Source organism: Massilia sp. NBRC 108631 (genome assembly GCF_059704565.1).
Map to the genome: position 1 here is coordinate 1 of NZ_BAAKJE010000187.1, position 25831 is coordinate 25831.

Consider the following 25831-nt stretch of genomic DNA (forward strand, 5'->3'; position numbering starts at 1 on the left):
GCGCCAGCAGCAGGGTTTCCAGCGTGCCGCGCTCCTTCTCGCCGGCGCCCAGGTCGATGGCCGGGTACATGGCCGCCATCAGGCAGCCCATCAGCAGCAGATAGGGCAGGATGCCGCCCAGCATGGCGCCCATTTTCTCGCGCTGGCCGGCGGTGGAGCGTTCCTCCAGTGTCACCGGATTGAGGGCGAAGCGCAGCTGGCTCTTGCTCAGGTTGAGCGCCGACAGCTCCTGCTCGCGCAGCTCGGCGTTGTGCGCATCGAGCTCGGCTGAAACGCGCTTGCGGATCACGTCCACCATCACGGCGCTGTTGTAATGCAGCACCACGCTGGCTTGCTGCTTGCCGTCCAGCCGCCGCTGGAATTCGGGCGGGATCACCAGCGCGAACTTGATCACGTCCTTGTCGATCGCGTTGCGCACGTCGTCCGGCGTGGCCAGCGCCACTTCGCGGAAGCCGCGCTCGGCGGTGAAGCGCCGGCTCAGGCCGGGCGCGTATTCCTTGCCGAACACCGCGTAGCTCAGTTCGGCGGTGCGCGCGCGGTTGAACATATTGGTCGACAGGTAGCTGAAGCCGCCCAGGATCAGCGGCATGGCCAGCACCGGGATCAGCACGGTGAAGATGAAGGTCTTGCGGTCGCGCGCCAGCTCCAGGATTTCCTTCAGGTAGATGGTCCACATGGCTCAGCCCTCGCGGTTGATGACGTCGATGAAGGCGTCGTACAGGTCGGCGCTGCCGCCCAGGTGGCGCAGCTGGTCGACAGTGCCGTTGAAGGCGGTCTTGCCGTGGTTGATGATGCACACGCGGTCGCACAGCTTTTCCACCTCGTGCAGGTGGTGGGTGGAAAACACCAGCGGGATGCGCAGCGCCTTGTAGCTGGCGATGAAGTCCAGCAGGATTTTGGACGACATGACATCCAGTCCGGTGGTCGGCTCGTCCAGGATGACGATTTGCGGATTGTGCACCACGGTGCGGGCGATGGCGCATTTCTGCTTCATGCCGGTGGACAGGTGGTCGGCGCGCTTGCCGCCATAGTCCTGCATTTGCAGCAGCTCGAACAGCTCGTCGCAGCGGCGCTTCAGGTGCGCTCCTTCCATGCCGTGCAGGCGGCCGAAATACTCGACGTTCTCGCGCGCCGTCAGGCGCCCGTACAAACCGGTGGAGCCGGACAAAAAGCCGATGCGCTGGCGCGCCAGCAGCGGGTGCTGCAGCAGGTCCACGCCGTCGACCATGGCCTTGCCCGCGTCCGCCGTCAGCGCGGTCGACAGCAGGCGCAGCGTGGTGGTCTTGCCGGCGCCGTTGGGGCCAAGCAGGCCCAGCACTTCCCCGGGCGCGCAGCTGAAGCTCACGTCGCGCACCGCGTGGAACCAGCCGTCGTGGCCGCGCGGATCGCGCGTGGCGGCCGGCTGTCCCTTCTGTCCATGCAGGCGGAAGCGCTTGGCCAAGCCCTGAACTTCGAGCATTTTGTTATCCTGTTGTAAAGATGGTGAGCAAGGGTAGCATGCCAAAATTCCGGCGTGCAAGGTACAAAAGCGTTTTGTCTTGCTATAGTCGAGCCACTATGAAAAACAGCCAGCTGATCGATAGCGCCACCAAGGAAAAAATCCTCGCCGTCACGCGCAGCGGCACCACCGTGTCCGAAGCCACCGGCTTTTTCCGCGTGGCGCTGGGCCTGCATTACCTGTCCGGCCTGATGACCAAGGAAACCCTGGACTTCAAGAGGCTGGACAAGGAGTACAACCGCTTCATCTACCACGCCATCGGCAAGGGCCACAGCATCACCAGCATCCTGCAATACATGAGCGGCGAGAAGGTGATCAAGGTAGTCGATTCGCCGCGTTTCCTGCGCTCCTTTGGCCAACACTGCGACGCCGTGCCGGTGGACAGCATCCCCTTCCTGCTGGGGCTGAACCTGGGCGTGGCCAAGGATTTGTCCGGCATCGACGTGCGCGGGCCGGTGGCGGACTGGATCGAACGCCAGCGCATCCTGCGCGAAGAGCGGGAAGGCAGGGCTTGAGGCCGCGCTTGGGGCATATAATGGTGTCTTCTGAACCAGCTTGAGCAGAACATCATGGCAGCAAACCATTTTCACACTCCCCTGGACCGCTTCATCGCCGGCGCCGACAAGGCGCTGCGCGTCATGGCCGGCGTGGCCTCGGCCTCGCGCCCGAACCCGGCCGCGCACGCGGCGGACGCGGCCCTGACCGAAGCCGAGCAGCGCCACGCCGCCGGCCTGATGCGCGTGAACCACGTGGGCGAAGTGATGGCGCAGGCGCTGTACAACTCGCAGGCCCGCTTCGCGCGCAGCGACGAGATCCGCCGGCAGTTTGAGCACGCCTCGCGCGAGGAAGAAGACCACCTGGCGTGGACCGCGCAGCGGCTGGGCGAGCTGGGCTCGCAGATCAGCGTGCTCAATCCGCTGTTCTACGCGGGCGCCTACGCGCTGGGCACGGTGGCCGCCGTGCTGGGCGATGCGCGCAGCCTGGGCTTTGTGGTGGAAACCGAACGCCAGGTGGAGAAGCACCTGACCAGCCACCTGGACAAGCTGCCGCCGCAGGACGCCAAGTCGCGCGCGATTGTCGAACAGATGCGGGTCGATGAGGTGGCGCACGGCGCGGCCGCGCAAGAGATGGGCGCCGAAGCGGCGCCCTTGCCGGCGCGGCTGGCCATGACGGCCATGGGCAAGCTCATGACCGGCACCGCGTACTACATTTAAGGTCTGGCGGGGTCGCGCAGCGCGTCACCCGCCGCCGTCAGCCTTCCACAATCTCGTACGAGTGCGTGATCTCGGCCGTCTTGGCCAGCATGATGGACGCCGAGCAGTACTTGTCGTGCGACAGCGACACCGCGCGTTCCACCGTGGTCTGCTTCAGGGCCTTGCCGGTGACGGTGAAATGGAAGTGGATCTTGGTGAACACTTTCGGGTCGGTGTCGGCGCGCTCGGCCTTCAAGGTTACGTCGCAGCCGCGCACGTCTTCCCGGCCGCGCTTGAGGATCAGCACCACGTCATAGGCGGTGCAGCCGCCCGTGCCCAGCAACACCATTTCCATCGGGCGCGGCGCCAGGTTGTGGCCGCCGCCTTCGGGCGCGCCGTCCATGTTCACCAGGTGGCCGGAGCCGGTCTGGGCCAAAAAGCTCATGCCCGACGGGCCGTTCCAGCTGACTTTGCATTCCATTTCATTTCTCCGTAAAAAAACTTTGCCACCATTGTAATGGAGCAAAGCCGGCCGCGCTTCGTCCCCTCCCCGGCGCCGTGGTGCAGTGCGACATCTTTTGCTGCCGGCCAGCCCGGTTTCAGTGGATAGCCATCTGCAATGCACTGCAACATAAATGTTGCTGCCGCCCACGCAATCTCGCATACTGATGCGCACCGTAGTTCGCCTCACCCTTGCGTCCATCCCTTTCATACAGGTAGGTAACCATGAGCCATACGACCGCATCCGAGACCAGTTTCAAGCACCTGTGCCACTACGGCGAGCTGGCTTTGCCCGGCACCACCGAGCGCGGCGCGCTGCCGGACGATTTCACCATGAATTCCCCGGTCGGCGTTGCGCGCGACAACTACAACCACGTGTGGGTGTGCGATACCGGCAACAGCCGCGTGCTGGTGTTCACGGCCGATTTTGAAACCCTGCTGCACGTGATCGACGGCGACCCGGCCAGCACCGGCCTGGACCAGCGCCTGCTGATGCCCTTCCACCTGTGCCCGCACCCCACCGACGACATCATGTACTGCACCGACATGGGCAACGGCCGCGTGGTGGCTTTCGAATACGACGAGCACAGCGCCGGCTTCCAGTTCGCCTTCGGCAACGTGGCCGGCAAGACCTTCATCCCCTTGTCCGACCCGAACGGCATCACCGTGGTCAAGGAAGCGGACGGCGAGCACTACCTCTACGTGGCCGACGAGTTCTTCCACACCGAGGGCGACGTGCGCAGCCGCTGCGTGAAGTTCACGCTGGAAGGCGAGTTCGTGCTGCAGTTCCGCGCCGTGCAAGACTCGAACAGCACCCACGAACTGCTGTGGCCGCAAGGCCTGGCCAGCGACTCGAAGGGCAACCTCTATCTGGCCAACACCGGCTACTACGAAATCCTGAAGATCGACACCGCCTGGCCCATCAGGAACGAGACCGTGCAGGCCACCAGGGAAACCGCCTTGCTGCACGGCTTCGGCCTGCCCACCGGCATCGGCAAGTTCAACGTGATGCGCTCGGTGTGCGTCATCGACGACTATGTGTTCGTGCCGGGCCAGGTGGAAAACGCCATCATGGTCTACAACCCGCAAGGCCAGTTGCAGGAAAAAGTGATGGGCATGCTGCCCATGTGGAACCACGAACCCGAGCCGGTGCATTCGTACACCGACCTGGTCTATGGCGCGCTGGAAGACCGCGTCTTCGTCGGCCCTTACCAGATCTGCGCCGGCAAGGAAAAGAACACGTACTACATCAGCGAGCCGTTCGCCTCCACGGTGCTGCATGTGAGCATCAACATCATTGACGACAGCCTGCCCACCGTGGCCGTGCTGCTCGATTCGGTCGGCCACCGCCGCGACAACGCGTCGAAGGCGTTGGCCACCTCGCAGTTCAACTGCATGACCTCGGTGATCCGCGTCGACCCCAAGCGCAAGGGCGACGGCGTTTTGCCCAGCAATAATTGGTGGGACGGCTGGGCCAAGACCACGGCCGGCGTCTACCAGTACTGGTACGACCATGTGCTCAAGCACACCGGGCTGGACCCGCTGGCCCATGTCGGCACGTCCTCGTACAACATCGACTCGGGCAACTGGTGCCTGAAAACCTACAACACCGCCGTCAATCCCTACGCCCAGCTGCAGGACATGGTGCGCGGCTTCTTCACGCCCGGCGATATCGCCATGACGGCCTATTACCCGTCGCAGCCGCTGCTGGGCCAGGTCTGCCCCGGCACGCCGCTGATCTTCATCACCAACTTCAACATGTGCACGGTGTCCATGTACCAGTACGGCCCCAATGGCCACCTGCTGAACTACGGCGTGCCGTTCGGCCGCGAAGGCGTGGGCGGCGAGGGCACGCTGAAGGCGCCGCAGGGCATCGCCGTCAACAGCCACGGCGAAATCTACATTGCCGATTCGCTCAACAACCGCATCGCCAAGTGGCAGCTGCAGGCCACCGGCATCGTCACCTTCGTCAAGAACTTCGTATGGCAGGAGGGCGGCCAGCCGCTGGCCTCGTTTACCCCGTGCGACATGGACGTCGACTCGCAGGACCGGGTGTTCGTGTGCGACCAGTTCAACAACTGCATCCGCGTGTTCGACCGCGACGGCAACAGCCTGTGGAGCTACGGCAAGGCCGGCTATTGCGACGACCTGGAGAAAGATTATGAAAACTTCTACTTGCCGGCCAGCTTGTGCATAGACGAGGGCGACAACCTGATTGTCAACGACCTGGTGAACCGCGCGCTGAAGGTGTTCAAGATCCAGGACGGCACGCTGGAATACAAGACCGGCGACCTGGTGTTCAAGAAATACCCGGAGGCCGGCGGCGTGTGGATGCCGTTCTTCATCTATGCCCACAAGGGCAATGTGTATGTGCCGGACACCACCTTCAACGTCGTCAACGTTTACAGTTATTGACCGGAATGCGCAAACCGGGCTATAATTGCCGGCTTTCCCATTCGCTCAGGGAAAGTAAACAACAAGGATGCGTCCGCTGCAACACCGGGGCGGAACCACCAGATGAGCGTTTTTATCTTTCACAGAAAGTCATAACATGAAAACTTTTTCCGCTAAGGGCCATGAAGTCCAGCGCGATTGGTTCGTGATTGACGCGACGGACAAAGTCCTCGGCCGTGTTGCCAGCGAAGTGGCACGCCGACTGCGCGGCAAGCATAAGCCAGAGTTCACCCCTCACGTCGACACCGGTGACTTCATCGTCATCATCAACGCAGGCAAACTGCGCGTGACCGGCACCAAAGCAACCGAGAAGACCTACTACCGTCACTCGGGCTACCCAGGTGGCATCTACGAGACGAACTTCCTGAAAATGCAACAGCGTTTCCCAGGCCGCGCTCTGGAAAAAGCCGTCAAGGGCATGCTGCCAAAAGGCCCACTGGGCTACGCAATGATCAAGAAGCTGAAAGTGTACGCCGAGGGTTCGCACCCGCACGCTGCTCAGCAACCTAAAGCACTCGAAATCTAAGGAACTGACATGATCGGTAACTACAACTACGGCACCGGCCGTCGCAAGAGTGCAGTGGCTCGCGTGTTCATCAAGGCAGGCACTGGCCAAATCATCGTTAACGGCAAGCCAGCGGCTGAGTACTTCTCCCGCGAAACCGGCCTGATGGTAATCCGTCAACCACTGGAACTGACCGGCAACGTTGAACGTTTCGACATCAAAGTCAACGTACACGGCGGCGGCGAGTCCGGCCAGGCAGGTGCTGTGCGTCACGGCATCACCCGCGCACTGATCGACTACGATGCAGCTCTGAAGGGCGACCTGGCACGTGCCGGCTTCGTCACTCGCGATGCGCGCGAAGTTGAACGTAAAAAAGTTGGTCTGCGCAAAGCACGTCGCGCAAAACAATTCTCGAAGCGTTAATATGCTTCACGCAGCGCTGGCTGGTCCAGCGCTGTATCGAAAGCCGCCCGGTACGCCGGGCGGCTTTTTTTCAGCCCTGCTAAAATGGGCGTCCCCTCTTCATTTACTCCCAAGGAAAGAACATGATCAAAGTTGGCATCGTCGGCGGCACCGGATACACCGGAGTGGAACTGCTGCGATTGTTGGCCGTCCACCCGCAAGTGCAGCTGACGGCAATCACGTCGCGCAAAGAGGATGGTTTGCCGGTGGCTGACATGTATCCTTCCCTGCGCGGCCGCGTCAACCTGGCGTTCTCGGCGCCGGACAAGGTCGACCTGGCCCAGTGCGACGTGGTGTTCTTCGCCACCCCGCACGGCGTGGCCATGGAGCAGGCGCCGGCGCTGCTGAAGGCGGGCGTGAAAGTGATCGACCTGGCGGCCGACTTCCGCATCAAGGACCAGGCGGTATTTGAAACGACGTACAAGATCCCGCACACCGCGCCGCAGCTGATCGAGGAAGCCGTGTACGGCCTGCCCGAGCTGAACCGCGACGACATCAAGGGCGCCAAGCTGATCGCCAACCCCGGCTGCTACCCGACCACCATGCAGCTGGGCTTCGTGCCGCTGCTGAAGGCGGGCGTGATCGACGCCGGCAACCTGATCGCCGACTGCAAGTCGGGCGTGTCCGGCGCCGGCCGCAAGGCCGAGATCGGCATCCTGTTCTCCGAGTCGAGCGACAACTTCAAGGCCTACGGCGTGTCCGGCCACCGCCACACCCCGGAAACCGTGGCCCAGCTGCAGCGTTTCAGCAGCGACAAGGTCAACCTGATCTTCACGCCGCACCTGGTGCCGATGATACGCGGCATGCACTCGACGCTGTACGCGCGCCTGACCAAGGACATCAGCAACGACGAGCTGCAGGCTCTGTTCGAGGACGCCTACCGCGACCAGCCGTTCGTCGACGTGATGCCGTTCGGCTCGCATCCTGAAACCCGCAGCACGCGCGGCGCCAACATGCTGCGCCTGGCGCTGCACCGCCCGGACAACGGCAACACCGTCATCGTGCTGGTGGTGCAGGACAACCTGGTCAAGGGGGCTTCCGGCCAGGCCGTGCAGTGCATGAATCTGATGTTCGGCCTGGAAGAAGGCATGGGCCTGAACAACATCGCGCTGCTGCCGTAACCGCAGGCGGGCAGCGTGGCCAAGAAATGGCAGGGGCGCGGCGCCTCGGCACCGGCAACCGTGCTGGTGGAGCAGAAGGCGCCGCTGTTCAAGCGCATCGCCGCGATTGCCATCGCGCTGGTGCTGGGTGGCGTGCTGGTGGTGTGGGGCGTGGACCTGGGGCAGCGCATCTTCGGCGCCAGCCAGGGGGCGCCCACTGCGCAGCAGCAGCTGGAACTGGTGCAGGCCGAACTGCTGCAAGTGAGCGCCGAGCGCGATGCCTTATTGGCCATTGTGAAGCAGGCCGGCCTGCCGCTGCCGGGCGAAGAAGCGAAAACTGTTGCCCCTGAACCAAAGCCGGTACAGGAAATCAAGCCTTGACAGCATGAGTTCCGACTAAGGTCTATAATGGCCGTATGAATTTTGAGGAGTACCACATGAATGCAGTAGCCGAAGTGCAAGACGAAGTAATCCCGGTCCCTATCGTGTTCACCGACAGCGCCGCGCAGAAAGTTGCGCAACTGATCGAAGAAGAGGGCAATCCAGACCTGAAGCTGCGCGTATTCGTGCAGGGTGGCGGCTGCTCGGGCTTCCAGTACGGTTTCACGTTCGATGAAATCGTCAACGAAGACGACACCACCATGGATAAGAACGGCGTGCAACTGCTGATCGATTCCATGAGCTACCAGTACCTGATTGGCGCCGAAATCGATTACAAGGACGACCTCGAAGGCGCGCAATTCGTCATCAAGAACCCGAACGCCAGCTCGACTTGCGGCTGCGGTTCCTCGTTCTCGGCTTAACAGAAGCCTGAGGCCGCCCCGCGCGGCACTTGCACGGCGGACAAGCTTGCTTGCTCCGCCGTTTTCCGTTGTGCGCGCCGGTCGGACCAGGCGCCGCCTTGCCACGCTTTAGCGCGGATACAGGGCCCCCAGCACGCGCTCGCCGCGCGCACCCGTCACCGCCGGCACATTGCCGGCCAGCCGCTCATTGAAGCGGAACGCCAGCCACGCGAAAGCCAGCGCCTCCACCCGGTTCGGCTCCACGCCCAGCGCTGCGGTCGATTCCACCGCCACGCCCAGTTCGGCCGCCAGGCTGCGCATCAGCACGCCGTTATAGGCGCCGCCGCCGCACACGTACACCGCCTCGGTTTTCGGCGCATGCTCGCCGATGGCGCGCGCCAGGGTCAGCACGGTCAGCTGCGTCAGGGTGGCTTGCACGTCCTGCGGCGCGGCCGATGCGTAGGGCGCCAGCCGGGCATCCAGCCAGTCCGCGTGGAACAGGTCGCGGCCGGTGCTTTTCGGCGCCGGCAGCGCGAAGTAGGGCTCGCGCAGCATGGCGTCCAGCAGCGGCTGGATCACCTTGCCGGTGGCGGCCCAGGCACCGTCGTCATCGTAGGCCTTGCCCTGGTGGCGGGCGATCCATTTGTCCATCAGCACGTTGCCGGGCCCGGTGTCGAAGCCGGTGGTCCTGCCGTCGCCGTGCAGCACGCTGATGTTGGCGATGCCGCCGATATTGGCCACCACGCGGGTCTTGCCCGGCAGGCTGAACAGCGCCTGGTGGAACGCCGGCACCAGCGGCGCGCCCTGGCCGCCGGCGGCCACGTCACGGCTGCGGAAGTCCGCCACCACGTCGATGCCGCACAGCTCGGCCAGCAGCGCCGGGTTGCCGGTCTGGCGCGTAAAGCCCAGTTCCGGCCGGTGGCGGATGGTCTGCCCGTGCGAGCCCACGGCGCGCACATCGGCCGGCTTCATCTCGGTTTGCGCCAGCACGTCCGCCACGCACTGCGCGTAGTGCTGCGCCAGCGTGTTGGCCGCCAGCGCCTCGCGTTCCAGCTCGTTCGGGCTAGCCGCCTGCAGCGCCATCAGCTCCTCCCGCAGCGCCGGCGGGAACGGCACATAGGCCGCCGCCAGCGTGCGCGCCGCGCCGGCCCAGAAATCCACTAGCACCCCATCCACCCCGTCCAGGCTGGTCCCCGACATCAGGCCGATATACAGGCTCATACGCCACCTCCTCATAGTTTCCCGCTATTGTGCCTCACCTCAGCCAAAATGGGGTCAGGGTTAATATTGCAAAAATAATTAACCCTGACCCCATTTTGCTTGGGCGAAAAAAAACGGCGCCGATTCGGGCGCCGTCCTTGCTTCCGGATGGGAAGCTTATTTTGCGGCCAGGCTGGAGGCGTTGGCGTTGGTGGGGCGCAGCAGCGCGAAGCGGTGCATCATGTCGCCGGAGACCATCTTGAAGCGCGACAGCTCGGCGGCGGTCAGCGGGGCTTGCGCCTGCACGTTGAGCTTGTTCGGGTCCTTGGCTTCGCCGCCGACGCGGAATTCGTAGTGCAGGTGGGCGCCGGTGGACCAGCCGGTGCTGCCGACATAGCCGATCACGTCGCCCTGGCTGACCTTGCTGCCTTTTTTGATGCCGGGTGCGAAGCGGCTCATGTGGGCGTAGGCGGTGGTGTAGTTGGACCAGTGCTTCAGCACCACCAGGTTGCCGTAGCCGCCCTGCGAGCCGGCAAAGTCCACCACGCCGTCGCCCGAGGCGCGGATCGGGGTGCCGGTGGCGGCCGCGAAGTCGATGCCCTTGTGGGCTTTCCAGTTGCCGGAGATCGGGTGCACGCGCATCGAGAAGCCGGACGAGATACGGGAGAATTCCAGCGGCGATTTCAGGAAGGCCTTTTTCAGGGACTTGCCGTCGAAGCTGTAGTAGCCGCCGCCCTGGTTGCTGGCCGGGTCTTCAAACCACACCGACTGGTAGGTCACGCCGCGGTTGGTGAATTCGCCGGCCAGGATGCGGCCGGCGCGGATGAACTCGCCGTCCTGCCAGAAAGTTTCGTAGACCACGTTGAAATGGTCGCCGCGCTTCAGGTCGGAGCGGAAGTCGATATTGGTGGAGAACATTTCCACGATCTGGCGCACCACGCTGTCGGGCAGCTTGGCGCCGTCGTTGCTGGCGTCGGTGGCCGCGTACAGCGAGGAGGAATTGATGGTGCGCGCATGCATTTCCACGCGGCGCTCCAGCTTGGCCGCTTCTTCGCTGGCAGTGAAGCCGTCGCCCTTGCGGCTGACCAGGATGTTCTTGACCGGCGTGTCCTGGCTGTCGACCACGGTGGCGCGCAGCCACACCAGGTTGCCGTTCTCGTCGGTTTGCGCTTGCACGCGCTTGCCGGTTTTCAGCTGCATCACACCTTTCGCCACCTTGTCCTTCTTGATGAAGGTTTCGGCCGCGTCGTCTTCCACGCCGAGTCGGGTCATCAGCGTGGCGAGCGTGTCGCCGGCGCGGATGCGTTCTTCGTGGACGTACTTTTCGGTGGATTCTTGCTGCTGGAGGGCGCCGATTTGCGCGGAGATGTTCGGAAGTTCGAGGGCGGTGGAGACTGACTTGACCGGCAGGTCCGCCGCGTCTGGCGCGAGCGGCGCTACGCCGGCCGCACCGAAAGCGCACACAGCAAGGAAAATTGCCGATGCACTCATGATGCGCGCCTTGCGCGTCGAACCTAGCAAGTTGACCAAGCCTTGGCTTGTGAATTTGTTTATAGGGTTCATGCAATCAGTTAAAATTTACCGCTTGAACTGTTCCGAACTTTGATGTTTTTGTAATTGTCGTCTTATCGAGTTTTCATGCGGCAAGATTGATGGGATCGCGAATTATATCAAACTATCGGACTCATCCTACATTTTCACGAGAATTGTGCCTCCCTTATGGTAACTGCAACCCCAACCGCTCTGCCGCTGACCGACCGCGTGCAGGAAGCGCTCGCCATCACCAAACGCGGTGTCGATGAGCTGCTGATCGAATCCGAATTCGCGCAAAAGCTGGCGCGTTCCGAGCAGAGCGGCGTGCCGCTGCGCATCAAACTGGGCCTGGACCCGACCGCGCCGGACTTGCACCTGGGCCATACCGTGGTGCTGAACAAGATGCGCCAGCTGCAAAACCTGGGCCACCAGGTGATTTTCCTGATCGGTGACTTCACGTCCATGATCGGCGACCCGTCCGGCCGCAACGCCACCCGTCCGCCGCTCACGCGCGAGCAGATCGAAGCCAACGCCGCCACCTATTTCAAGCAGGCCTCGCTGGTGCTGGACCCGGCCAGGACCGAGATCCGCTACAACTCCGAGTGGTGCGACCCGCTCGGCGCGCGCGGCATGATCCAGCTGGCCTCGCGCTACACCGTGGCGCGCATGATGGAGCGCGACGATTTCACCAAGCGCTTCAAGAACGGGACCCCGATCTCGGTCCATGAGTTCCTGTATCCGCTGATGCAGGGCTACGACTCGGTGGCCCTGAAGGCCGACCTGGAACTTGGTGGCACGGACCAGAAATTCAACCTGCTGGTGGGCCGCGAACTGCAGAAAGACTGGGACCAGGAGCCTCAGTGCATTTTGACCATGCCGCTGCTGGAAGGTTTGGACGGCGTGGAAAAAATGTCCAAGTCGAAGAACAACTACATCGGCATTACCGAGCCGGGCAACACCATGTTCGCCAAGATCATGAGCATTTCCGACGTGATGATGTGGCGCTACTACGAACTCCTGTCGTGGAAAACGATCGAAGAGGTAGCGGCGCTGAAGCGCGCCGTGGAGCAGGGCGGCAACCCGCGCGACGCCAAGGTGGCGCTGGCGCAGGAAATCGTCGAGCGCTTCCATTCGCGCCAGGCGGCCGAGGACGCGCTGGCCGACTTCGTCAACCGTTCCAAGGGCGGCATTCCGGACGACGTGCCGGAAATCACCCTGGCCGGCGCGCCGGCCGGCATCGCCCAGTTGCTGAAGCAGTCCAATCTGTGCGCTTCGGTATCGGAAGCCACCCGCATGGTGGATCAGGGCGGCGTGCGCGTGGATGGTACCGTTATCAGCGACAAGGCGCTGAAGCTGGACGCCGGCACGTTCGTGCTGCAGGTGGGCAAGCGCAAGTTCGCGCGCGTCACCTTGACGGCATGATAGGGCTGCTGCAGCGGGTCAGCAGCGCGGCCGTGGTGGTCGATGGCGCGACCGTGGGCGCCATCGATGCCGGCCTGATGGTGCTGGTGTGCGCCGAGCGCGGCGACAGCGAGCGCGAAGCAGACGCCCTGCTCAACAAGCTGCTGGGCTACCGCGTGTTTGCGGACGAGGCGGGCAAGATGAACCGCAGCGTGGCCGACGTGGCCGGCGGCTTGCTGCTGGTGCCGCAGTTCACGCTGGCGGCCGACACCAAGTCCGGCACGCGCCCGTCGTTCACGCCGGCCGCCGCGCCAGCGGATGGCGCGCGGCTGTTCGAGTATTTCGTGCGCCAGGCGCGGCTCAGGCATGCGCGAGTGGCCACCGGCCAGTTCGGCGCCGACATGAAAGTGTCGCTGACGAACGATGGTCCGGTAACGTTCTGGCTGCAGGTCGAGCCTAAACTACAGTGAAAAAACAGTGAAACAACCAGGAAGCGGGAGGCTGCGGTGAAACTGTGGAGTGACTCTTTCAAGAACGGCGGCAGGATTCCTGCCGAATTCGCGTTTGCCGAGCCGGACCCGCTGGGCCGTCTCAGGCTGGCCGCCAACCGCAATCCGCACCTGGCATGGAGCGAGGTGCCGAACGGCACCGAGTCGCTGCTGCTGCTGTGCATAGACGGCGACGCGCCCGCCAGCGCCGCCAAGGTCAACCAGGAAGGTCAGACGCTGGACGCGGCCGACGAGCGCGCCGATTTCTACCACTGGGCGCTGGCCGACATCCCGCCTGCGCTGGCTTGCATTGCCGCCGGCCAGCTGGCCGACGGCGTGGTGCCCAAGGGCAAGCCCGGGCCGGACACGGCCTTGGCCGTGCTGGACGGCACGCAGCATCCGTTGCGCCAGGGCATCAACGATTACACCGGCTGGTTCGCGGGCGACCCCGGCATGGCGGGCGACTATTTCGGTTATGATGGCCCCTGCCCGCCGTGGAACGACTTGCGGGTGCACCACTATGTGTTCCGGCTGTACGCGCTGGACGTGCCGCGCCTGCCGGTCGACGGCCGTTTCACCTGCGTGCAGGCGTACCAGGCCATGCGCGGCCACATACTGGACGAAGCACAAATCATCGGCGCCTATAGCCTGAATCCGCAGGCGCGCTAAACCAGGGTTACATGACTACCAGCATCCTATTGATACGCCACGGCGAAACGGCGTGGAACGCCGTGCGCCGCCTGCAAGGCCACATCGACATTCCCCTGAACCTGGAAGGCCAGCGCCAGGCCGAGGCGCTGGCGTCCGCGCTGGCGTCCGAACCGTTGCACGCCATCATCGCCAGCGACCTGCAGCGCGCGCTGCAGACCGCGCAGGCGGTGGCCGGCCAGCAGCGCGGCGCCGGGGCGCAGCGCAAGGTCCAGCAGGACGTCCAGCTGCGCGAGCGCTGCTACGGCGTGTTCGAAGGCATGCTGTACGCCGACATCGAGCGCACCTATCCGGCCGAATTCGCCGCCTGGCAGGCGCGCGACATCGACGCCGTGATGCCGTCCGGCGAGCGGGTGGCCGAGAGCTTCCGCCAGTTCTTCCAGCGCTGCATGGACGGCATCGCGGCCTGGGGCGAGCGCCATCCGGGCCAGACCATCGCCATCGTGGCCCACGGCGGCGTGCTGGAGTGCGCCTACCGCGCCGCCACCGGCATGACGCTGGACAGCCCGCGCGACTTCCAGGTGAAGAACGCCAGCATCAACCGTTTTACTTTTGATAACGGCAGGCTGGCGCTGCAAAGCTGGGGCGAGAGCGCGCACCTGGAACCGCTCGTCCTGGACGATATTATCTAAGCCGCATTGGTTGAAAATTCTGCCCGGAAACACAGTTTCATAACTGCCAAGCTGCACAAGCACGGGAATCAGAATAAATAGTGCTTATTATTTGTGCACGCCTTGGGTTAGAATAGACGGTTTCCCCGCTCCACTTTCAGGCATACCCAGTGCAAATCGGTCCTCACATTCTCCGCAACAATGTCTTCGTCGCCCCTATGGCGGGCGTGACGGACAGGCCGTACCGGCAGCTGTGCAAGGAGCTGGGCGCGGGTTACGCGGTGTCGGAGATGGCGGCGTCGAATCCGCGCGTGTGGGCCTCGGAAAAGAGCGCGCGCCGCATCGACCACGCCGGCGAGATGGAGCCGAAAGCGGTACAGATCGCCGGTTCCGACCCGCAGGAACTGGCCGATTGCGCAAAACACAACGTCGACAAGGGCGCCCAGATCATCGACATCAACATGGGCTGCCCGGTCAAGAAAGTGTGCAACAACTGGTGCGGTTCGGCGCTGCTGCCGCACGAGGACCTGGTCGAGCGCATCCTGCATGCCGTGGTGGGCGCGGTGGACGTGCCCGTGACGCTGAAATTCCGCACCGGCTGGGACCGCGAAAACAAGAACGCGCTGCGGATTGCCCGCATCGCCGAGCAGGCCGGCATCCAGATGCTGACCCTGCACGGCCGCACCCGCGCCGACGGTTATACCGGCGACGCCGAATACGACACCATCGCTGCCGTCAAGGCATCGGTGGCCATCCCGGTGGTGGCCAACGGCGACATCACCTCGCCCGAGAAAGCCCGCTATGTGCTGGACAAGACCGGCGCCGACGCCGTCATGGTGGGCCGCGCCGCCCAGGGCCGGCCGTGGATCTTCCGCGAGATCGACCATTACCTGCGCACCGGCACCCAGCTGCCCGCGCCGCTGGTGGCCGAGGTGGCCGCACTGATGGACGACCACCTGCAGGCGCACTACGCCTTTTACGGCGAGCGCAAGGGCTTGCTGACGGCGCGCAAGCACATCGGCTGGTATGTGCGCGACCTGGAAGGCGGCGAGGAATTCCGCCAGCGCATGAATCGCCTTGAGTCCACGCAAGAACAGTTGCTGTCGGTCAAAGAATTTTTCGAATCCCAATGGAAGTATGGCGAGCGGTTACAATACCGCCTCGCCGAAGAAAAGCTGGCCGCCTGAACGGCGCCGGCGTGGCAGATCAATTAGCAGAAATATATAAAAATGAGCAAAGAAAGCATTCAGGAAGTCGTCCAGAAATCGCTGGAAGATTACTTCAACGATTTGGGCGAGCAGCAGGCGTCGAACATCTATGACATGGTCGTGCTGACCGTGGAACGTCCGATCCTCGAAGTGGTCATGACCCGCGCCGACGGCAACCAGTCGCATGCCGCGCAGATGCTGGGCATCAACCGCAACACCCTGCGAAAGAAATTGCAGGAGCACGGCCTGCTGTAAGGTCCGCTGACGTCCCGGCTTGCATGGCTGTGACCGGCCAATGCGGCCGGCGAGTGTCCCTTGTCCCCACAGAACATTCAACAACCTAGCCACAGCCATGATTAAACAAGCTCTCATCTCCGTTTCCGACAAGACCGGCGTCCTGGACTTCGCCCGTGCCCTGTCCGCCATGGGCGTCAACATCCTGTCCACCGGCGGCACCGCCAAGCTGCTCGCCGACAACGGCGTTGCCGTGACCGAAGTGGCCGACTACACCGGCTTCCCGGAAATGCTGGATGGCCGCGTCAAGACGCTGCACCCGAAAGTGCACGGCGGCATCCTGGCGCGCCGCGATTTCCCGGAGCACATGGCCAAGCTGGAAGAGCACGGCATTCCGACCATCGACATGGTGGTGGTGAACCTGTATCCGTTCCAGGCCACGGTGGCCAAGGACAGCTGCACGCTGGACGACGCGATCGAGAACATCGACATCGGCGGCCCGGCCATGCTGCGCTCGTCGGCCAAGAACCACAAGGACGTGGTGGTGATCTGCGACCCGTCCGACTACGGCCACGTGCTGGCCGAGATGAAGACCACCGACAACGCGCCCGGCTACGTGTCCTACGAAACCCGCTTCATGCTGGCCAAGAAGGTCTACGCGCACACCGCGCAGTACGACGGCGCCATCGCCAACTACCTGTCCAGCCTGGGCCCGGACCGCGAGCACGCCACCCGCGCCGCCTACCCGCAAACGCTGAACGCGCACTTTGAAAAAGTGCAGGACATGCGCTACGGCGAAAACCCGCACCAGTCGGCCGCGTTCTACCGCGACCTGGCGCCGGTGGCCGGCGCGCTGGCCAACTACACCCAGCTGCAGGGCAAGGAACTGTCGTACAACAACATCGCCGACGCGGACGCCGCGTGGGAATGCGTGAAGTCGATGGGCAGCTTCGACCAGTCGGCAGCCTGCGTCATCGTCAAGCACGCCAACCCGTGCGGCGTGGCGCTGGGCGCCAACGCGGCCGACGCCTACAAGCGCGCGCTGCAGACCGACCCGACCTCGGCCTTCGGCGGCATCATCGCCTTCAACGTGGAAGTGGACGGCAGTGCCGCCGCCGAACTGGCCAAGCTGTTCGTGGAAGTGCTGATCGCGCCGTCGTTTACCGCGGAAGCCAGGCAGATCCTGTCGGCCAAGCAGAACGTGCGCCTGCTGGAAATTCCTTTGGGCAACGGCGTCAACGCGATGGACTTCAAGCGCGTCGGCGGCGGCCTGCTGGTGCAGTCGGCCGACTCGAAAAACGTGCTGCTGGCCGAGCTGAAAGTGGTGACCAAGCTGCAGCCTACCCAGCAGCAGCTGCAAGACCTGATGTTCGCCTGGCGCGTTGCCAAATACGTCAAGTCCAACGCCATCGTCTTCTGCGGCAACAACATGACGCTGGGCGTGGGCGCCGGCCAGATGAGCCGCATCGACTCCGCGCGCATCGCCTCCATCAAGGCGCAGAACGCCGGCCTGACCCTGGCCGGTTCGGTGGTGGCGTCGGATGCCTTCTTCCCGTTCCGCGACGGCCTGGACGTGGTGGTTGACGCCGGCGCGAGCTGCGTGATCCAGCCGGGCGGCTCGATGCGCGACCAGGAAGTGATCGACGCCGCCGACGAGCGCGGCGTGGTGATGCTGTACACCGGCACCCGCCACTTCCGCCATTAATCGCAGTCAGGTTCCCGGAAACGGGGCCGGACGGGGAAACCTGTCCGGCCCCGTTTTTATTGCACTGTGCATATATACAGCTTTTGCTGCTTGCCAGCCATGTTGTTGATGTACAATCCGAGCATGATTATTCTCGGCATCGACCCAGGCTTGCGCACCACCGGCTTCGGCGTCATCCACAAGCAGGGCGCGAAGCTGCGCTACATCGCGTCCGGCACCATCAAGTCTGGCGAAGGCGACCTGCCGACCCGGCTCAAGGTCATCCTGGACGGCGTCGGCGAAGTGGCCGCCACCTACCAGCCGGACTGCTCGGCCATCGAAAAAGTCTTCGTCAACGTCAATCCCCAATCGACCCTGCTGCTGGGCCAGGCGCGCGGCGCGGCCATCTGCGCGCTGGTCAGCAACGGCCTGTCCGTGGCGGAGTACTCGCCCACCCAGCTCAAGCAGGCCGTGGTCGGCACCGGCAAGGCCGCCAAGGCCCAGGTGCAGGACATGGTGGCGCGCCTGCTGGCGCTGCCCGGCCTGCCGGGCTCGGATGCGGCCGACGCGCTCGGCGTGGCCATCTGCCACGCCAACAGCCACGACGCGCTGGCCATGATCGCGCTGGCCGGCGCGCTCCCGGACCAGGCCGGCCAGGCCGGCAGCCCCCTGGCCGGGCTGCGCATGCGCCGCGGCCGCCTGGTCGATTAAACCCATACTGAAGGTTCACACATGATCGGACGTCTCTCCGGCATCCTGCTTGAAAAAAATCCCCCGCAACTGCTGGTTGACGTGCAAGGCGTCGGCTACGAAGTCGACGTGCCCATGAGCACCTTCTACAACTTGCCCGGCGTGGGCGAGAAGGTGGTGCTGTTCACTCATCAGGCCATCCGAGAGGACGCGCACCTGCTGTTCGGCTTCGGCAACGCTGAAGAACGCGCCGTGTTCCGCCAGCTCATTAAAATCAGCGGCGTGGGCGCGCGCACCGCGCTGTCCATCCTGTCCGGCATGTCCATCGCCGACCTGGCGCAGGCCGTTACGCTGCAGGAATCGGGCCGCCTGGTGAAAGTGCCCGGCATCGGCAAGAAGACCGCCGAGCGCCTGCTGCTGGAGCTGAAAGGCAAGCTGGGCGCGGATATCGGCGCCGGCCACGCCCACCCGGTGCACGACGCGCAAGCGGACATCCTGAACGCGCTGATCGCTTTGGGGTATTCTGACAAGGAAGCGCTGCTGGCGCTGAAGACCGTCCCCGCCGGCGCCGGCGTGTCGGACGGCATCAAGCAGGCGCTCAAAGCGCTGTCCAAAGGTTAAAAAGTAATGAGCATCCAGACCGACAATTTCACCGAGCAGCGCATCATCGATGCCGCGCCCTCGTCGCCGAACGAGGAGGCCATCGAACGCGCCTTGCGCCCCAAGCACCTCGATGAATACGTCGGGCAGGCCAAGATCCGCGACCAGCTGGAAATCTTCATCGCCGCCGCGCGCGGCCGCAAGGAAGCGCTGGACCATACCTTGCTGTTCGGCCCGCCCGGCCTGGGCAAGACCACGCTGGCCAACATCATCGCGCGCGAAATGGGCGTGAACCTGCGCCAGACTTCCGGCCCGGTGCTGGAGCGTCCGGGCGACCTGGCGGCCATCCTGACCAACCTGGAAGCGAACGACGTGCTGTTCATCGACGAGATCCACCGCCTGTCGCCGGTGGTCGAGGAGATCCTGTACCCGGCGCTGGAAGACTACCAGATCGACATCATGATAGGCGAGGGCCCGGCGGCGCGTTCCGTGAAGCTGGACCTGCAGCCGTTTACCTTGGTGGGCGCCACCACCCGCGCCGGCATGCTGACCAACCCGCTGCGCGACCGCTTCGGCATCGTGGCGCGGCTGGAGTTCTACACCGTGCCCGAGCTGACCAAGATCGTCAGCCGCAGCGCCGCGCTGCTCAAGGCCAGCATCGACGTGGAGGGCGCGGCCGAAATCGCGCGCCGCGCGCGCGGCACGCCGCGTATCGCCAACCGCCTGCTGCGCCGCGTGCGCGACTTCGCGGAAGTGAAGGGCAACGGCGACATCACGCGCGAGGTCGCCGCCGCTGCGCTGGTGATGCTGGACGTCGACACCGTCGGCTTCGACGTGATGGACCGCAAGCTGCTGGAGGCGGTGCTGTACAAATTCGGCGGCGGCCCGGTCGGCATCGGCAACCTGGCGGCCGCCATCGGCGAGGCCGCCGACACCATCGAGGACGTGCTGGAACCGTATTTGATCCAGCAAGGCTACCTGCAGCGCACGCCGCGCGGCCGCGTGGCCACGGCGGCGGCCTACCAGCATTTCGGCGTCACCCCGCCGCGCACCAATCCAACCGGCGACTTGTGGGACCAATAATGCGTAACGCAACCTTCACTACGGCGGCGCGCCTGGCCGCCGCGCTGGCGCTGTGCGCGCCGGTCTTTGCGTCATTCGCCGCGCAGGCCGCCTTGCCGGTGTACGGCTACGAAATCAAGCGCAGCTATCCGCACGACCCGCAAGCCTTCACGCAAGGCTTGCTGTTCCAGAACGGCATCCTGTACGAGAGCACCGGCCTGAACGGCCGCTCATCGGTACGCAAGGTGGCGCTGGAAACCGGCAAGGTGCTGCTCAAGACCGACATCCCGCCGCAATTCTTCGGCGAAGGCATCACGGCGGTGGGCAATGTCATCATCGGCCTGACGTGGACCAGCCAGACCGGCTTCATTTTCGACAGCGAAACCCTGCAGCTGAAGCAGACCTTCAGCTACCCCGGCGAAGGCTGGGCGCTGGCGACCGACGGCGAGCGCCTCTACATGAGCGACGGCACCGCCTACATCCGCGTGCTGGACCCGAAAACCATGCAGCAGACGCGCCGCATCCGCGTCACCGCCGACGGCGAGCCGGTCACGCAGATCAACGAGCTGGAGTGGGTGGAAGGGCAGATCTACGCCAACATCTGGCAAACCGACAAGATTGCCCGCATCGATCCGTTCAGCGGCCGCGTGCTCGGCTGGATCGACCTGAGCGGCCTGGCGGCCAAGGCTGGCATCGAAGCGGGCGGCGACAATGTCCTCAACGGGATCGCCTACGATAGCGCGAAGCGCCGCCTGTTTGTAACCGGAAAGCTATGGCCCAAGCTGTTTGAAATCGAGCTGAAACGCAAATAGCTATGTTGCAACAGGCGATAACACCTCGCCAACTCCGGCGCCGATTCGGCGGCGTGGCGCCTGTGGACGGGCTGCGACAGTAACTTTCGGTCGTAACGAAGCGTCATTGAATGTTGCGGTGTGCAGGGTTAGGCTGCTAAATATTGCCTTGCGGTATCACAAGGCCAGCCCAGCCACTGCACCCTCTTCAGTTCGATCGGACACCTCCCCATGGACATTACCGTTCCCCGCCTCGTCAGCTTTTCCATGTCCTCCACGCTGGACCTCAGCCTGGGCTCGCGCAACCTGGCGCTGCGGGTGGACGCGCGCGATGAAGTCGGCGGCTCGGGCCCCGGCTGGGCGCAGGTCTGGATGCAGCAGGCGCCGCTGTCGCCGCTGGGGCCCAGCCAGGCCATCGCCATCGGCTTGCCGGGCAGCGCCGACCCCTTGAGCGATGGCTCCTCCAGCCGTGTGTTCCCGCTCAGCACCGCCACGCCGCCTGGCGTCTACAGCGTCTACGAAGTGGAAGTCTTCGACCTGGCGGGCAATGTGCGCCACTACTTTGAAAGCGACCTGAAGGCCATGGGCTTCAACACCTCGGTCACGGTGACCGGCGGCGTGGCCGACACCACGGCGCCGGTGCTGACCGGGCTGGTGCTGCCCGGCGTGGTGGACCTGAGCAGCGGCGCCCAGCAGCTCAGCTTCACCGCCCACGCGCAGGACGGCGAGGGCGGCAGCGGCGTGGCTGGGGTGGACCTGTTCTTCGACCGCGACTTCTATCTCGACACCTTTACCGGTCCGGCGGTATCGATCGGCGGCTTCGTCGGCGGCAGCGACACCTTCTTCGACGGCACGCTGAACACGGCGGCCTACACCGGCACGCTGTCGGCCGAAACCGCGCTGGGCACCTACAACCTGTTGAGCGCCGTGGTCACCGATCAAAGCGGCAACTCGACCGAATACAGCGCGGTCCAGCTCGCGCTGATGGGCATCACCACCCAGTTCGTGGTGCAGGACGGCACGGTGCAGGGCGCGCCGCCGCCCAGCCCGTCGCTGGTGCTGGGCAGCGCGGGCCTCGACGAAGTGAAGTACGCGAAGGCCAGCACCGAGTTCACGCTGCGCAAGTCCGCCGGCGGCTTCCTGGCCACCGACGGCCACGGCATCAGCGACGCGCTGGTCAACGTGGAGCGGGTGGTGTTCTCCGATCGCACCATCGGCCTGGATGTGGACGGCAACGCAGGCCAGGCCTACCGCCTGTACCAGGCCGCCTTCGACCGCCAGCCGGACCTGCCCGGCCTGGGCTTCTGGATTGCATCGCTCGACGCCGGCGTGGCGCTGCGCGACGTGGCCTCGTCCTTCCTGGGCAGCCCCGAGTACGCGCGGCTGTACGGCAGCGGGCAGTCCAACCAGCAATTCGTCACGGAGCTGTACCACAACATCCTGCACCGCGATCCGAAGCAGGCGGGGCTGGACTTCTGGGTAAACGCACTGGACAATGGCGCCATGCGTGCGCAGCTGCTGGTGGACTTCAGCGAAAGCCCGGAAAACATGGCGCAAGTCATCGGCACCATAGAGCACGGCATCGCCTATATTCCTTTTTAAGAAAGCAGTACATGCAAATTTGGGTGGACGCGGACGCTTGTCCGGCCGTGATCAAGGAGATCCTGTACCGGGTGGCCGAACGTACGCAGATGCAGGTCACCCTGGTGGCGAACCAGCTGATGCGGGTGCCGCCGTCGCGCTTCGTGCGCTCGGTGCAAGTGCCGTCCGGCGCGGACGTGGCGGACCAGGAAATCGTGCGCCTGCTGGCGCCGGGCGACCTGGTCGTCACGGCCGACATCCCGCTGGCGTCGGACGTGCTGAAGAAGGGCGGCCTGGCGCTCAATCCGCGCGGCGAGTTCTACACCAATGACAACATCGCCCAGATGCTGACCATGCGCGCCTTCATGGAAGAACTGCGCAGCGGCGGCGTCGACACCGGCGGCCCGGCGCCATTCAGCCAGGCCGACAGCCGGAGTTTCGCCAACACGCTGGACCGCCACCTGGCCAAGGTGAGAGCCGCCGGCCTGCGCGGCGCCGGCCCGGCCCCGGCCCATCCTTAATTACTGTTCCACCAGCTCCACGCGGCGGTTTTTGGCGCGCCCGGCCTCGCTGCCGTTGGACGCCACCGGCGCCAGGCTGGCCACGCCGCGCGCCAGCAGGCGCCTGGTGTCGATCTTGTAGGTGCCGCCCAGCGCAGCCACCACGGCTTCCGCGCGCTTTTGCGACAGCGTGCTGTTGGCTTCCAGGCTGCCCTGGTTGTCGGTGTGGCCGACGATGGCCACCTTCAGCTGCTTGTTCTGCGTGAGCAGCTTGCCCATTTCGTCCAGCTGGGTCTTGGATTCCGGCCTGAGCCCGGCCTTGCCGGTGTCGAAGAACACGCCGTACAGGGCGATCTTGCCCTCTGCGGCCAGGCCTTTGCCCAACTCGTCCGCGCTCACCGTGACGTTGCCGGCCTTCATTGCGCCCGATTCGATCACCTGCAGGAAATAGGGGCTGCCGACGCCGTTGTCCTTCTGCGTGCTGGAGGCCGGCTGCACCGTGAGGATGGCCGTCACATTGCCTTCCGGCCGCGCCAGCTGCGCCACCAGGTAGCGCGGCGGGTAGTTGCCGTTCTCGCCCAGGCGCGTGATCGAGGAATAGCCGCCGACGAAGGCTTGCGGCTTTTCCGACCAGCTTGCCGCGTAGGCGCCCAGCTTCTGGCGGGCGCACTGTTCCGGCACGTCGCAGGCGTACAGGATCTTGAAGCGGCTGCGCTCCAGTGCCGCCTGGTAGCTGCGGAATACTTCCAGGTCGCCCACGCTGGCCGGCGCGACATAGTAGTAGTTATGGAACTTGCCTTCCAGCGGCATGCTCTTGCCGTCGCCCAGCGGCACCACGGCCTGCTCGAAATTGATGCTGCCGGCGTTGGCCAGGATGGAGCCCTGGAAGCGGCTCAGCAGCGGGTAGTCGCTGGCGCCGGCCTTTTCCTTGTAGCTGCCGCCGGCGGCGCCGGCCAGCAGGGGCATGCAAACGGAGAGGGCGATCAGCGCGTGGCGGCGGACGGACGGCATGGCTTTTCCTTTTCAAAAGAACAACACGGGAATATAGGCGTTTTGGGCTGTTCGCCGCGCACGCCTGAGTTGTCCCACGCGCGGTTCCGCTCTGTTGTTCCACTCAGTTGTTCCGCTCAACTGATCCATTCTGCAACACCTGTCTCAACACGGCTCGTTGTGGCACGGCGCACAGGTGCCGTGCACGGCGCGAGGCCGCACGGCACGGAAGTTGCGAGGGTAGGGATGAACGTCCCGGGGCGCACGCTTCGGGGCTTCAATCCACTCATATACCCAAGGAGACTGTCATGCAATGGAGCAAACCCGAATTCATCGACTTCCGTTTCGGCTTCGAAATCACGCTGTACGTTTTTAATCGCTAAGGCTGGCCGCAGCCGCCGGCTTCGGGCGGCGGCTGCGGCGCCGATCGGACGCATCATGAAAATTATCGTACTCGGCTCGGCGGCGGGCGGCGGTTATCCGCAGTGGAACTGCAATTGCCGCAACTGCGACGGCCTGCGCCGGGGCACCATCCGCAGCCGCGCGCGCACCCAGTCGTCCATCGCGATCTCGGCCAACGGCAGCGACTGGCTGCTGGTCAACGCATCGCCCGACATCCTGGCGCAGATCCGCGCCACGCCTGCCTTGCAGCCGGCCCGCGCGGCGCGCGACAGCGGCATCGCCGCCGTGCTGCTGATGGACGCGCAGGTGGACCACACGACCGGCCTGATGATGCTGCGCGAGGGGCGGCCGATCCCGCTGTACTGCAGCGCGCCCGTGTGGCAGGACCTGCAGGGCGGCTACCCGCTGGCGAAGGTGCTGGGACATTACTGCGGCGTGCAATGGCGCGAGCTGGCCGTTGCGCGCGGCGAGCCCTGCAGCTTCGCGGTGCCGCAGCTGGAGGGCATCCGTTTCACGGCCGTGCCGCTCGACAGCAAGGCGCCGCCTTATTCGCCGCACCGCGAGCAGCCGCAGCCGGGCGACAACATCGGCCTGCTGGCGCACGACCTGCTCACCGGCAAAAAGCTGTTCTACGCGCCCGGCCTGGGCGCCGTCGCGCCATTGACCGCTGCCGCCATGCGCGAAGCCGACTGCCTGCTGGTGGACGGCACGTTCTGGACCGAGGACGAGATGATGGCGCAGGGCTTCTCCGGCAAGCCCGCCGCCGCCATGGGCCACCTGCCGCAGTCCGGCGCCGGCGGCATGATGGAGGTGCTGGACGGCTTGCCGGCCAGCCGCAAGATCCTCATCCACATCAACAACACCAACCCCATCCTCGATGAAGACTCGCCGCAGCACGCCATCATGCGCGGGCGCGGCATCGAGCTGGCCTACGACGGCATGGAGATACTGCTATGAACATGGCGCCCCGCTGGGATCCGCTCACTTTCCAGGCGCAATTGCTGGCAAAGGAAACGCACTACCACATCCACCATCCCTTCAATGTGCGGATGCAGGAAGGCAGCCTGACCCCGGAGCAGCTACGCGGCTGGGTGGCCAACCGCTTCTACTACCAGATCCGCATTCCGCAGAAGGACGCCGCCATCCTGGCCAACTGCCCGGACCGCGAAACGCGCCGCCGCTGGCTGCTGCGCATCCTCGACCATGACGGCTGGGGCGACAACGAGGGCGGCATCGAAGCCTGGTCCCGGCTGGGCGAAGCGGTCGGCATTGCGCGCGCCGAACTGTGGTCGCTGCAGCACGTGCTGCCCGGCGTGCGCTTCGCGGTGGACGCCTACGTCAACTTCGCGCGCCAGGCGTCGTGGCAGGAGGGCGTGTGCTCATCGCTGACCGAGATGTTCGCGCCCCGTATCCACCAGGACAGGCTGGCCAGCTGGCCGCGCAACTACCCGTGGATAGACCCGGCCGGCCTGCACTACTTCCGCAGCCGGATTTCGCTGGCCGAGCGCGACGTGGAGCACGGCTTGCAGGTGACGCTGGCGCATTTCGTCACGCGCCCGCAGCAGGAGCGCGCGCTGGAGATACTGCAATTCAAGCTCGATGTGCTGTGGTCGATGATGGATGCGATCGACCGCGCCTACGGCTAGTCAACCA

At 64.6% G+C, this 25831-nt stretch carries 30 protein-coding genes; 24 read left to right on the forward strand and 6 right to left on the reverse strand.

Annotated elements, in window-relative coordinates; genetic code table 11:
• Positions 1-676 (reverse strand): ABC transporter permease (locus AC6H42_RS20585; RefSeq protein ID WP_497548832.1); only part of this gene is annotated, 676 nt, incomplete at its 3' end.
• Between the two features lie 3 nt (positions 677-679).
• The gene (locus tag AC6H42_RS20590; protein ID WP_497548833.1) at positions 680-1459 is read right to left on the reverse strand and encodes an ABC transporter ATP-binding protein; all 780 of its coding nucleotides are present in this window, start codon (positions 1457-1459) and stop codon (positions 680-682) included.
• A 98-nt stretch (positions 1460-1557) separates the two neighbouring features.
• Here AC6H42_RS20590 and AC6H42_RS20595 point away from each other — a divergent pair, with 98 nt between their 5' ends.
• Both AC6H42_RS20595 and coq7 read left to right on the forward strand, forming a co-directional pair.
• On the forward strand, positions 1558-2013 hold the full coding sequence (locus AC6H42_RS20595; protein ID WP_057154397.1) for a hypothetical protein: 456 nt from the start codon (positions 1558-1560) through the stop codon (positions 2011-2013).
• Between the two features lie 54 nt (positions 2014-2067).
• Complete coding sequence (gene coq7 / locus AC6H42_RS20600) at positions 2068-2712, forward strand: 2-polyprenyl-3-methyl-6-methoxy-1,4-benzoquinone monooxygenase (protein ID WP_057154398.1); 645 nt, start codon at positions 2068-2070, stop codon at positions 2710-2712.
• A gap of 37 nt (positions 2713-2749) precedes the next feature.
• Here coq7 and AC6H42_RS20605 read toward each other — a convergent pair whose 3' ends face one another.
• Positions 2750-3172, reverse strand: a complete 423-nt coding sequence (locus AC6H42_RS20605) for an OsmC family protein (RefSeq protein WP_057154399.1) — start codon at positions 3170-3172, stop codon at positions 2750-2752.
• Between the two features lie 245 nt (positions 3173-3417).
• Between AC6H42_RS20605 and AC6H42_RS20610 the strand changes: the two genes are divergently transcribed.
• The 6 genes from AC6H42_RS20610 (at position 3418) to erpA (ending at position 8516) form a co-directional block, all read left to right on the forward strand.
• Positions 3418-5607 (forward strand): NHL repeat-containing protein, encoded by a 2190-nt coding sequence (locus tag AC6H42_RS20610; protein ID WP_057154400.1) that lies wholly within the window; start codon positions 3418-3420, stop codon positions 5605-5607.
• A gap of 136 nt (positions 5608-5743) precedes the next feature.
• A complete protein-coding gene (rplM, locus tag AC6H42_RS20615; protein ID WP_056398365.1) occupies positions 5744-6172 on the forward strand; it encodes a 50S ribosomal protein L13 in 429 nt (142 codons plus the stop codon).
• A gap of 9 nt (positions 6173-6181) precedes the next feature.
• Positions 6182-6574, forward strand: a complete 393-nt coding sequence (gene rpsI, locus AC6H42_RS20620) for a 30S ribosomal protein S9 (protein WP_056398368.1) — start codon at positions 6182-6184, stop codon at positions 6572-6574.
• A gap of 122 nt (positions 6575-6696) precedes the next feature.
• Positions 6697-7734, forward strand: a complete 1038-nt coding sequence (gene argC / locus AC6H42_RS20625) for an N-acetyl-gamma-glutamyl-phosphate reductase (RefSeq protein ID WP_497548834.1) — start codon at positions 6697-6699, stop codon at positions 7732-7734.
• Positions 7735-7749: 15 nt separating this feature from the next.
• Entirely contained in the window at positions 7750-8094 is a 345-nt protein-coding gene (locus tag AC6H42_RS20630; RefSeq protein WP_057154402.1) for a hypothetical protein, read from the forward strand.
• Between the two features lie 56 nt (positions 8095-8150).
• Positions 8151-8516, forward strand: coding sequence for an iron-sulfur cluster insertion protein ErpA (gene erpA, locus AC6H42_RS20635; protein ID WP_057154563.1), 366 nt, complete (start codon positions 8151-8153; stop codon positions 8514-8516).
• 108 nt (positions 8517-8624) lie between these two features.
• Here erpA and AC6H42_RS20640 read toward each other — a convergent pair whose 3' ends face one another.
• Positions 8625-9716, reverse strand: coding sequence for an anhydro-N-acetylmuramic acid kinase (locus tag AC6H42_RS20640; protein ID WP_497548835.1), 1092 nt, complete (start codon positions 9714-9716; stop codon positions 8625-8627).
• Between the two features lie 156 nt (positions 9717-9872).
• Positions 9873-11258 (reverse strand): M23 family metallopeptidase, encoded by a 1386-nt coding sequence (locus tag AC6H42_RS20645; protein WP_497548836.1) that lies wholly within the window; start codon positions 11256-11258, stop codon positions 9873-9875.
• Between the two features lie 156 nt (positions 11259-11414).
• On the opposite strand from AC6H42_RS20645, the gene tyrS reads away from it, so the two are divergent.
• The 13 genes from tyrS to AC6H42_RS20710 all read left to right on the forward strand — a co-directional run bounded on the left by tyrS (position 11415) and on the right by AC6H42_RS20710 (position 22807).
• Positions 11415-12650, forward strand: a complete 1236-nt coding sequence (gene tyrS / locus AC6H42_RS20650) for a tyrosine--tRNA ligase (RefSeq protein ID WP_497548837.1) — start codon at positions 11415-11417, stop codon at positions 12648-12650.
• Positions 12647-13099: a D-aminoacyl-tRNA deacylase gene (gene dtd, locus AC6H42_RS20655; protein WP_497548838.1), complete on the forward strand. Its 453-nt coding sequence runs from the start codon at positions 12647-12649 to the stop codon at positions 13097-13099. The genes tyrS and dtd overlap by 4 nt, the downstream gene beginning before the upstream one ends.
• Before the next feature lie 36 nt (positions 13100-13135).
• Positions 13136-13786 (forward strand): YbhB/YbcL family Raf kinase inhibitor-like protein, encoded by a 651-nt coding sequence (locus AC6H42_RS20660; protein WP_057154407.1) that lies wholly within the window; start codon positions 13136-13138, stop codon positions 13784-13786.
• An 11-nt stretch (positions 13787-13797) separates the two neighbouring features.
• On the forward strand, positions 13798-14457 hold the full coding sequence (locus AC6H42_RS20665; protein ID WP_057154408.1) for a histidine phosphatase family protein: 660 nt from the start codon (positions 13798-13800) through the stop codon (positions 14455-14457).
• A 149-nt stretch (positions 14458-14606) separates the two neighbouring features.
• A complete protein-coding gene (gene dusB, locus AC6H42_RS20670; protein WP_497548839.1) occupies positions 14607-15623 on the forward strand; it encodes a tRNA dihydrouridine synthase DusB in 1017 nt (338 codons plus the stop codon).
• A gap of 42 nt (positions 15624-15665) precedes the next feature.
• A complete protein-coding gene (locus AC6H42_RS20675) occupies positions 15666-15899 on the forward strand; it encodes a helix-turn-helix domain-containing protein (protein ID WP_056398400.1) in 234 nt (77 codons plus the stop codon).
• Positions 15900-15996: 97 nt separating this feature from the next.
• Positions 15997-17583 carry a bifunctional phosphoribosylaminoimidazolecarboxamide formyltransferase/IMP cyclohydrolase gene (purH, locus tag AC6H42_RS20680; protein ID WP_497548840.1) on the forward strand — a complete coding sequence of 529 codons (1587 nt, stop codon included), beginning with the start codon at positions 15997-15999 and terminating at the stop codon, positions 17581-17583.
• A 123-nt stretch (positions 17584-17706) separates the two neighbouring features.
• Entirely contained in the window at positions 17707-18273 is a 567-nt protein-coding gene (ruvC, locus tag AC6H42_RS20685; RefSeq protein ID WP_057154564.1) for a crossover junction endodeoxyribonuclease RuvC, read from the forward strand.
• 21 nt (positions 18274-18294) lie between these two features.
• Positions 18295-18873: a Holliday junction branch migration protein RuvA gene (gene ruvA / locus AC6H42_RS20690; RefSeq protein ID WP_056398405.1), complete on the forward strand. Its 579-nt coding sequence runs from the start codon at positions 18295-18297 to the stop codon at positions 18871-18873.
• 6 nt (positions 18874-18879) lie between these two features.
• Positions 18880-19935 (forward strand): Holliday junction branch migration DNA helicase RuvB, encoded by a 1056-nt coding sequence (ruvB, locus tag AC6H42_RS20695; RefSeq protein WP_057154411.1) that lies wholly within the window; start codon positions 18880-18882, stop codon positions 19933-19935.
• Positions 19935-20726, forward strand: a complete 792-nt coding sequence (locus tag AC6H42_RS20700) for a glutaminyl-peptide cyclotransferase (RefSeq protein ID WP_497548841.1) — start codon at positions 19935-19937, stop codon at positions 20724-20726. The genes ruvB and AC6H42_RS20700 overlap by 1 nt, the downstream gene beginning before the upstream one ends.
• 210 nt (positions 20727-20936) lie before the next feature.
• Positions 20937-22307, forward strand: a complete 1371-nt coding sequence (locus AC6H42_RS20705) for a DUF4214 domain-containing protein (RefSeq protein WP_057154413.1) — start codon at positions 20937-20939, stop codon at positions 22305-22307.
• A gap of 11 nt (positions 22308-22318) precedes the next feature.
• Positions 22319-22807 carry a YaiI/YqxD family protein gene (locus AC6H42_RS20710; RefSeq protein WP_497548842.1) on the forward strand — a complete coding sequence of 163 codons (489 nt, stop codon included), beginning with the start codon at positions 22319-22321 and terminating at the stop codon, positions 22805-22807.
• Here AC6H42_RS20710 and AC6H42_RS20715 read toward each other — a convergent pair whose 3' ends face one another.
• Positions 22808-23797, reverse strand: a complete 990-nt coding sequence (locus AC6H42_RS20715) for an OmpA family protein (protein WP_057154415.1) — start codon at positions 23795-23797, stop codon at positions 22808-22810.
• A gap of 287 nt (positions 23798-24084) precedes the next feature.
• On the opposite strand from AC6H42_RS20715, the gene pqqA reads away from it, so the two are divergent.
• From pqqA to pqqC, 3 genes are read left to right on the forward strand one after another with little or no spacing between them, the layout of a single operon-like run.
• Positions 24085-24159, forward strand: coding sequence for a pyrroloquinoline quinone precursor peptide PqqA (gene pqqA / locus AC6H42_RS20720; protein WP_093552962.1), 75 nt, complete (start codon positions 24085-24087; stop codon positions 24157-24159).
• A gap of 55 nt (positions 24160-24214) precedes the next feature.
• Entirely contained in the window at positions 24215-25135 is a 921-nt protein-coding gene (pqqB, locus tag AC6H42_RS20725) for a pyrroloquinoline quinone biosynthesis protein PqqB (protein ID WP_497548843.1), read from the forward strand.
• Positions 25132-25824 carry a pyrroloquinoline-quinone synthase PqqC gene (gene pqqC / locus AC6H42_RS20730; RefSeq protein WP_057154417.1) on the forward strand — a complete coding sequence of 231 codons (693 nt, stop codon included), beginning with the start codon at positions 25132-25134 and terminating at the stop codon, positions 25822-25824. The genes pqqB and pqqC overlap by 4 nt, the downstream gene beginning before the upstream one ends.
• The last annotated feature ends 7 nt before the right edge of the window (positions 25825-25831 follow it).

Bases quoted from the DNA above. Each gene is read 5' to 3' on its own strand.
- ruvA (WP_056398405.1), top strand. From the start codon at position 18,295: ATGATCGGACGTCTCTCCGGCATCCTGCTTGAAAAAAATCCCCCGCAA.
- AC6H42_RS20590 (WP_497548833.1), bottom strand. From the start codon at position 1,459: ATGCTCGAAGTTCAGGGCTTGGCCAAGCGCTTCCGCCTGCATGGACAG.
- AC6H42_RS20710 (WP_497548842.1), top strand. From the start codon at position 22,319: ATGCAAATTTGGGTGGACGCGGACGCTTGTCCGGCCGTGATCAAGGAG.
- AC6H42_RS20605 (WP_057154399.1), bottom strand. From the start codon at position 3,172: ATGGAATGCAAAGTCAGCTGGAACGGCCCGTCGGGCATGAGCTTTTTG.
- ruvC (WP_057154564.1), top strand. From the start codon at position 17,707: ATGATTATTCTCGGCATCGACCCAGGCTTGCGCACCACCGGCTTCGGC.
- ruvB (WP_057154411.1), top strand. From the start codon at position 18,880: ATGAGCATCCAGACCGACAATTTCACCGAGCAGCGCATCATCGATGCC.
- AC6H42_RS20610 (WP_057154400.1), top strand. From the start codon at position 3,418: ATGAGCCATACGACCGCATCCGAGACCAGTTTCAAGCACCTGTGCCAC.
- AC6H42_RS20715 (WP_057154415.1), bottom strand. From the start codon at position 23,797: ATGCCGTCCGTCCGCCGCCACGCGCTGATCGCCCTCTCCGTTTGCATG.
- rpsI (WP_056398368.1), top strand. From the start codon at position 6,182: ATGATCGGTAACTACAACTACGGCACCGGCCGTCGCAAGAGTGCAGTG.
- AC6H42_RS20645 (WP_497548836.1), bottom strand. From the start codon at position 11,258: ATGAACCCTATAAACAAATTCACAAGCCAAGGCTTGGTCAACTTGCTA.
- AC6H42_RS20700 (WP_497548841.1), top strand. From the start codon at position 19,935: ATGCGTAACGCAACCTTCACTACGGCGGCGCGCCTGGCCGCCGCGCTG.
- pqqC (WP_057154417.1), top strand. From the start codon at position 25,132: ATGAACATGGCGCCCCGCTGGGATCCGCTCACTTTCCAGGCGCAATTG.
- argC (WP_497548834.1), top strand. From the start codon at position 6,697: ATGATCAAAGTTGGCATCGTCGGCGGCACCGGATACACCGGAGTGGAA.
- AC6H42_RS20675 (WP_056398400.1), top strand. From the start codon at position 15,666: ATGAGCAAAGAAAGCATTCAGGAAGTCGTCCAGAAATCGCTGGAAGAT.
- pqqB (WP_497548843.1), top strand. From the start codon at position 24,215: ATGAAAATTATCGTACTCGGCTCGGCGGCGGGCGGCGGTTATCCGCAG.
- erpA (WP_057154563.1), top strand. From the start codon at position 8,151: ATGAATGCAGTAGCCGAAGTGCAAGACGAAGTAATCCCGGTCCCTATC.
- dtd (WP_497548838.1), top strand. From the start codon at position 12,647: ATGATAGGGCTGCTGCAGCGGGTCAGCAGCGCGGCCGTGGTGGTCGAT.
- coq7 (WP_057154398.1), top strand. From the start codon at position 2,068: ATGGCAGCAAACCATTTTCACACTCCCCTGGACCGCTTCATCGCCGGC.
- AC6H42_RS20595 (WP_057154397.1), top strand. From the start codon at position 1,558: ATGAAAAACAGCCAGCTGATCGATAGCGCCACCAAGGAAAAAATCCTC.
- tyrS (WP_497548837.1), top strand. From the start codon at position 11,415: ATGGTAACTGCAACCCCAACCGCTCTGCCGCTGACCGACCGCGTGCAG.
- AC6H42_RS20665 (WP_057154408.1), top strand. From the start codon at position 13,798: ATGACTACCAGCATCCTATTGATACGCCACGGCGAAACGGCGTGGAAC.
- purH (WP_497548840.1), top strand. From the start codon at position 15,997: ATGATTAAACAAGCTCTCATCTCCGTTTCCGACAAGACCGGCGTCCTG.
- rplM (WP_056398365.1), top strand. From the start codon at position 5,744: ATGAAAACTTTTTCCGCTAAGGGCCATGAAGTCCAGCGCGATTGGTTC.
- AC6H42_RS20705 (WP_057154413.1), top strand. From the start codon at position 20,937: ATGGACATTACCGTTCCCCGCCTCGTCAGCTTTTCCATGTCCTCCACG.
- AC6H42_RS20640 (WP_497548835.1), bottom strand. From the start codon at position 9,716: ATGAGCCTGTATATCGGCCTGATGTCGGGGACCAGCCTGGACGGGGTG.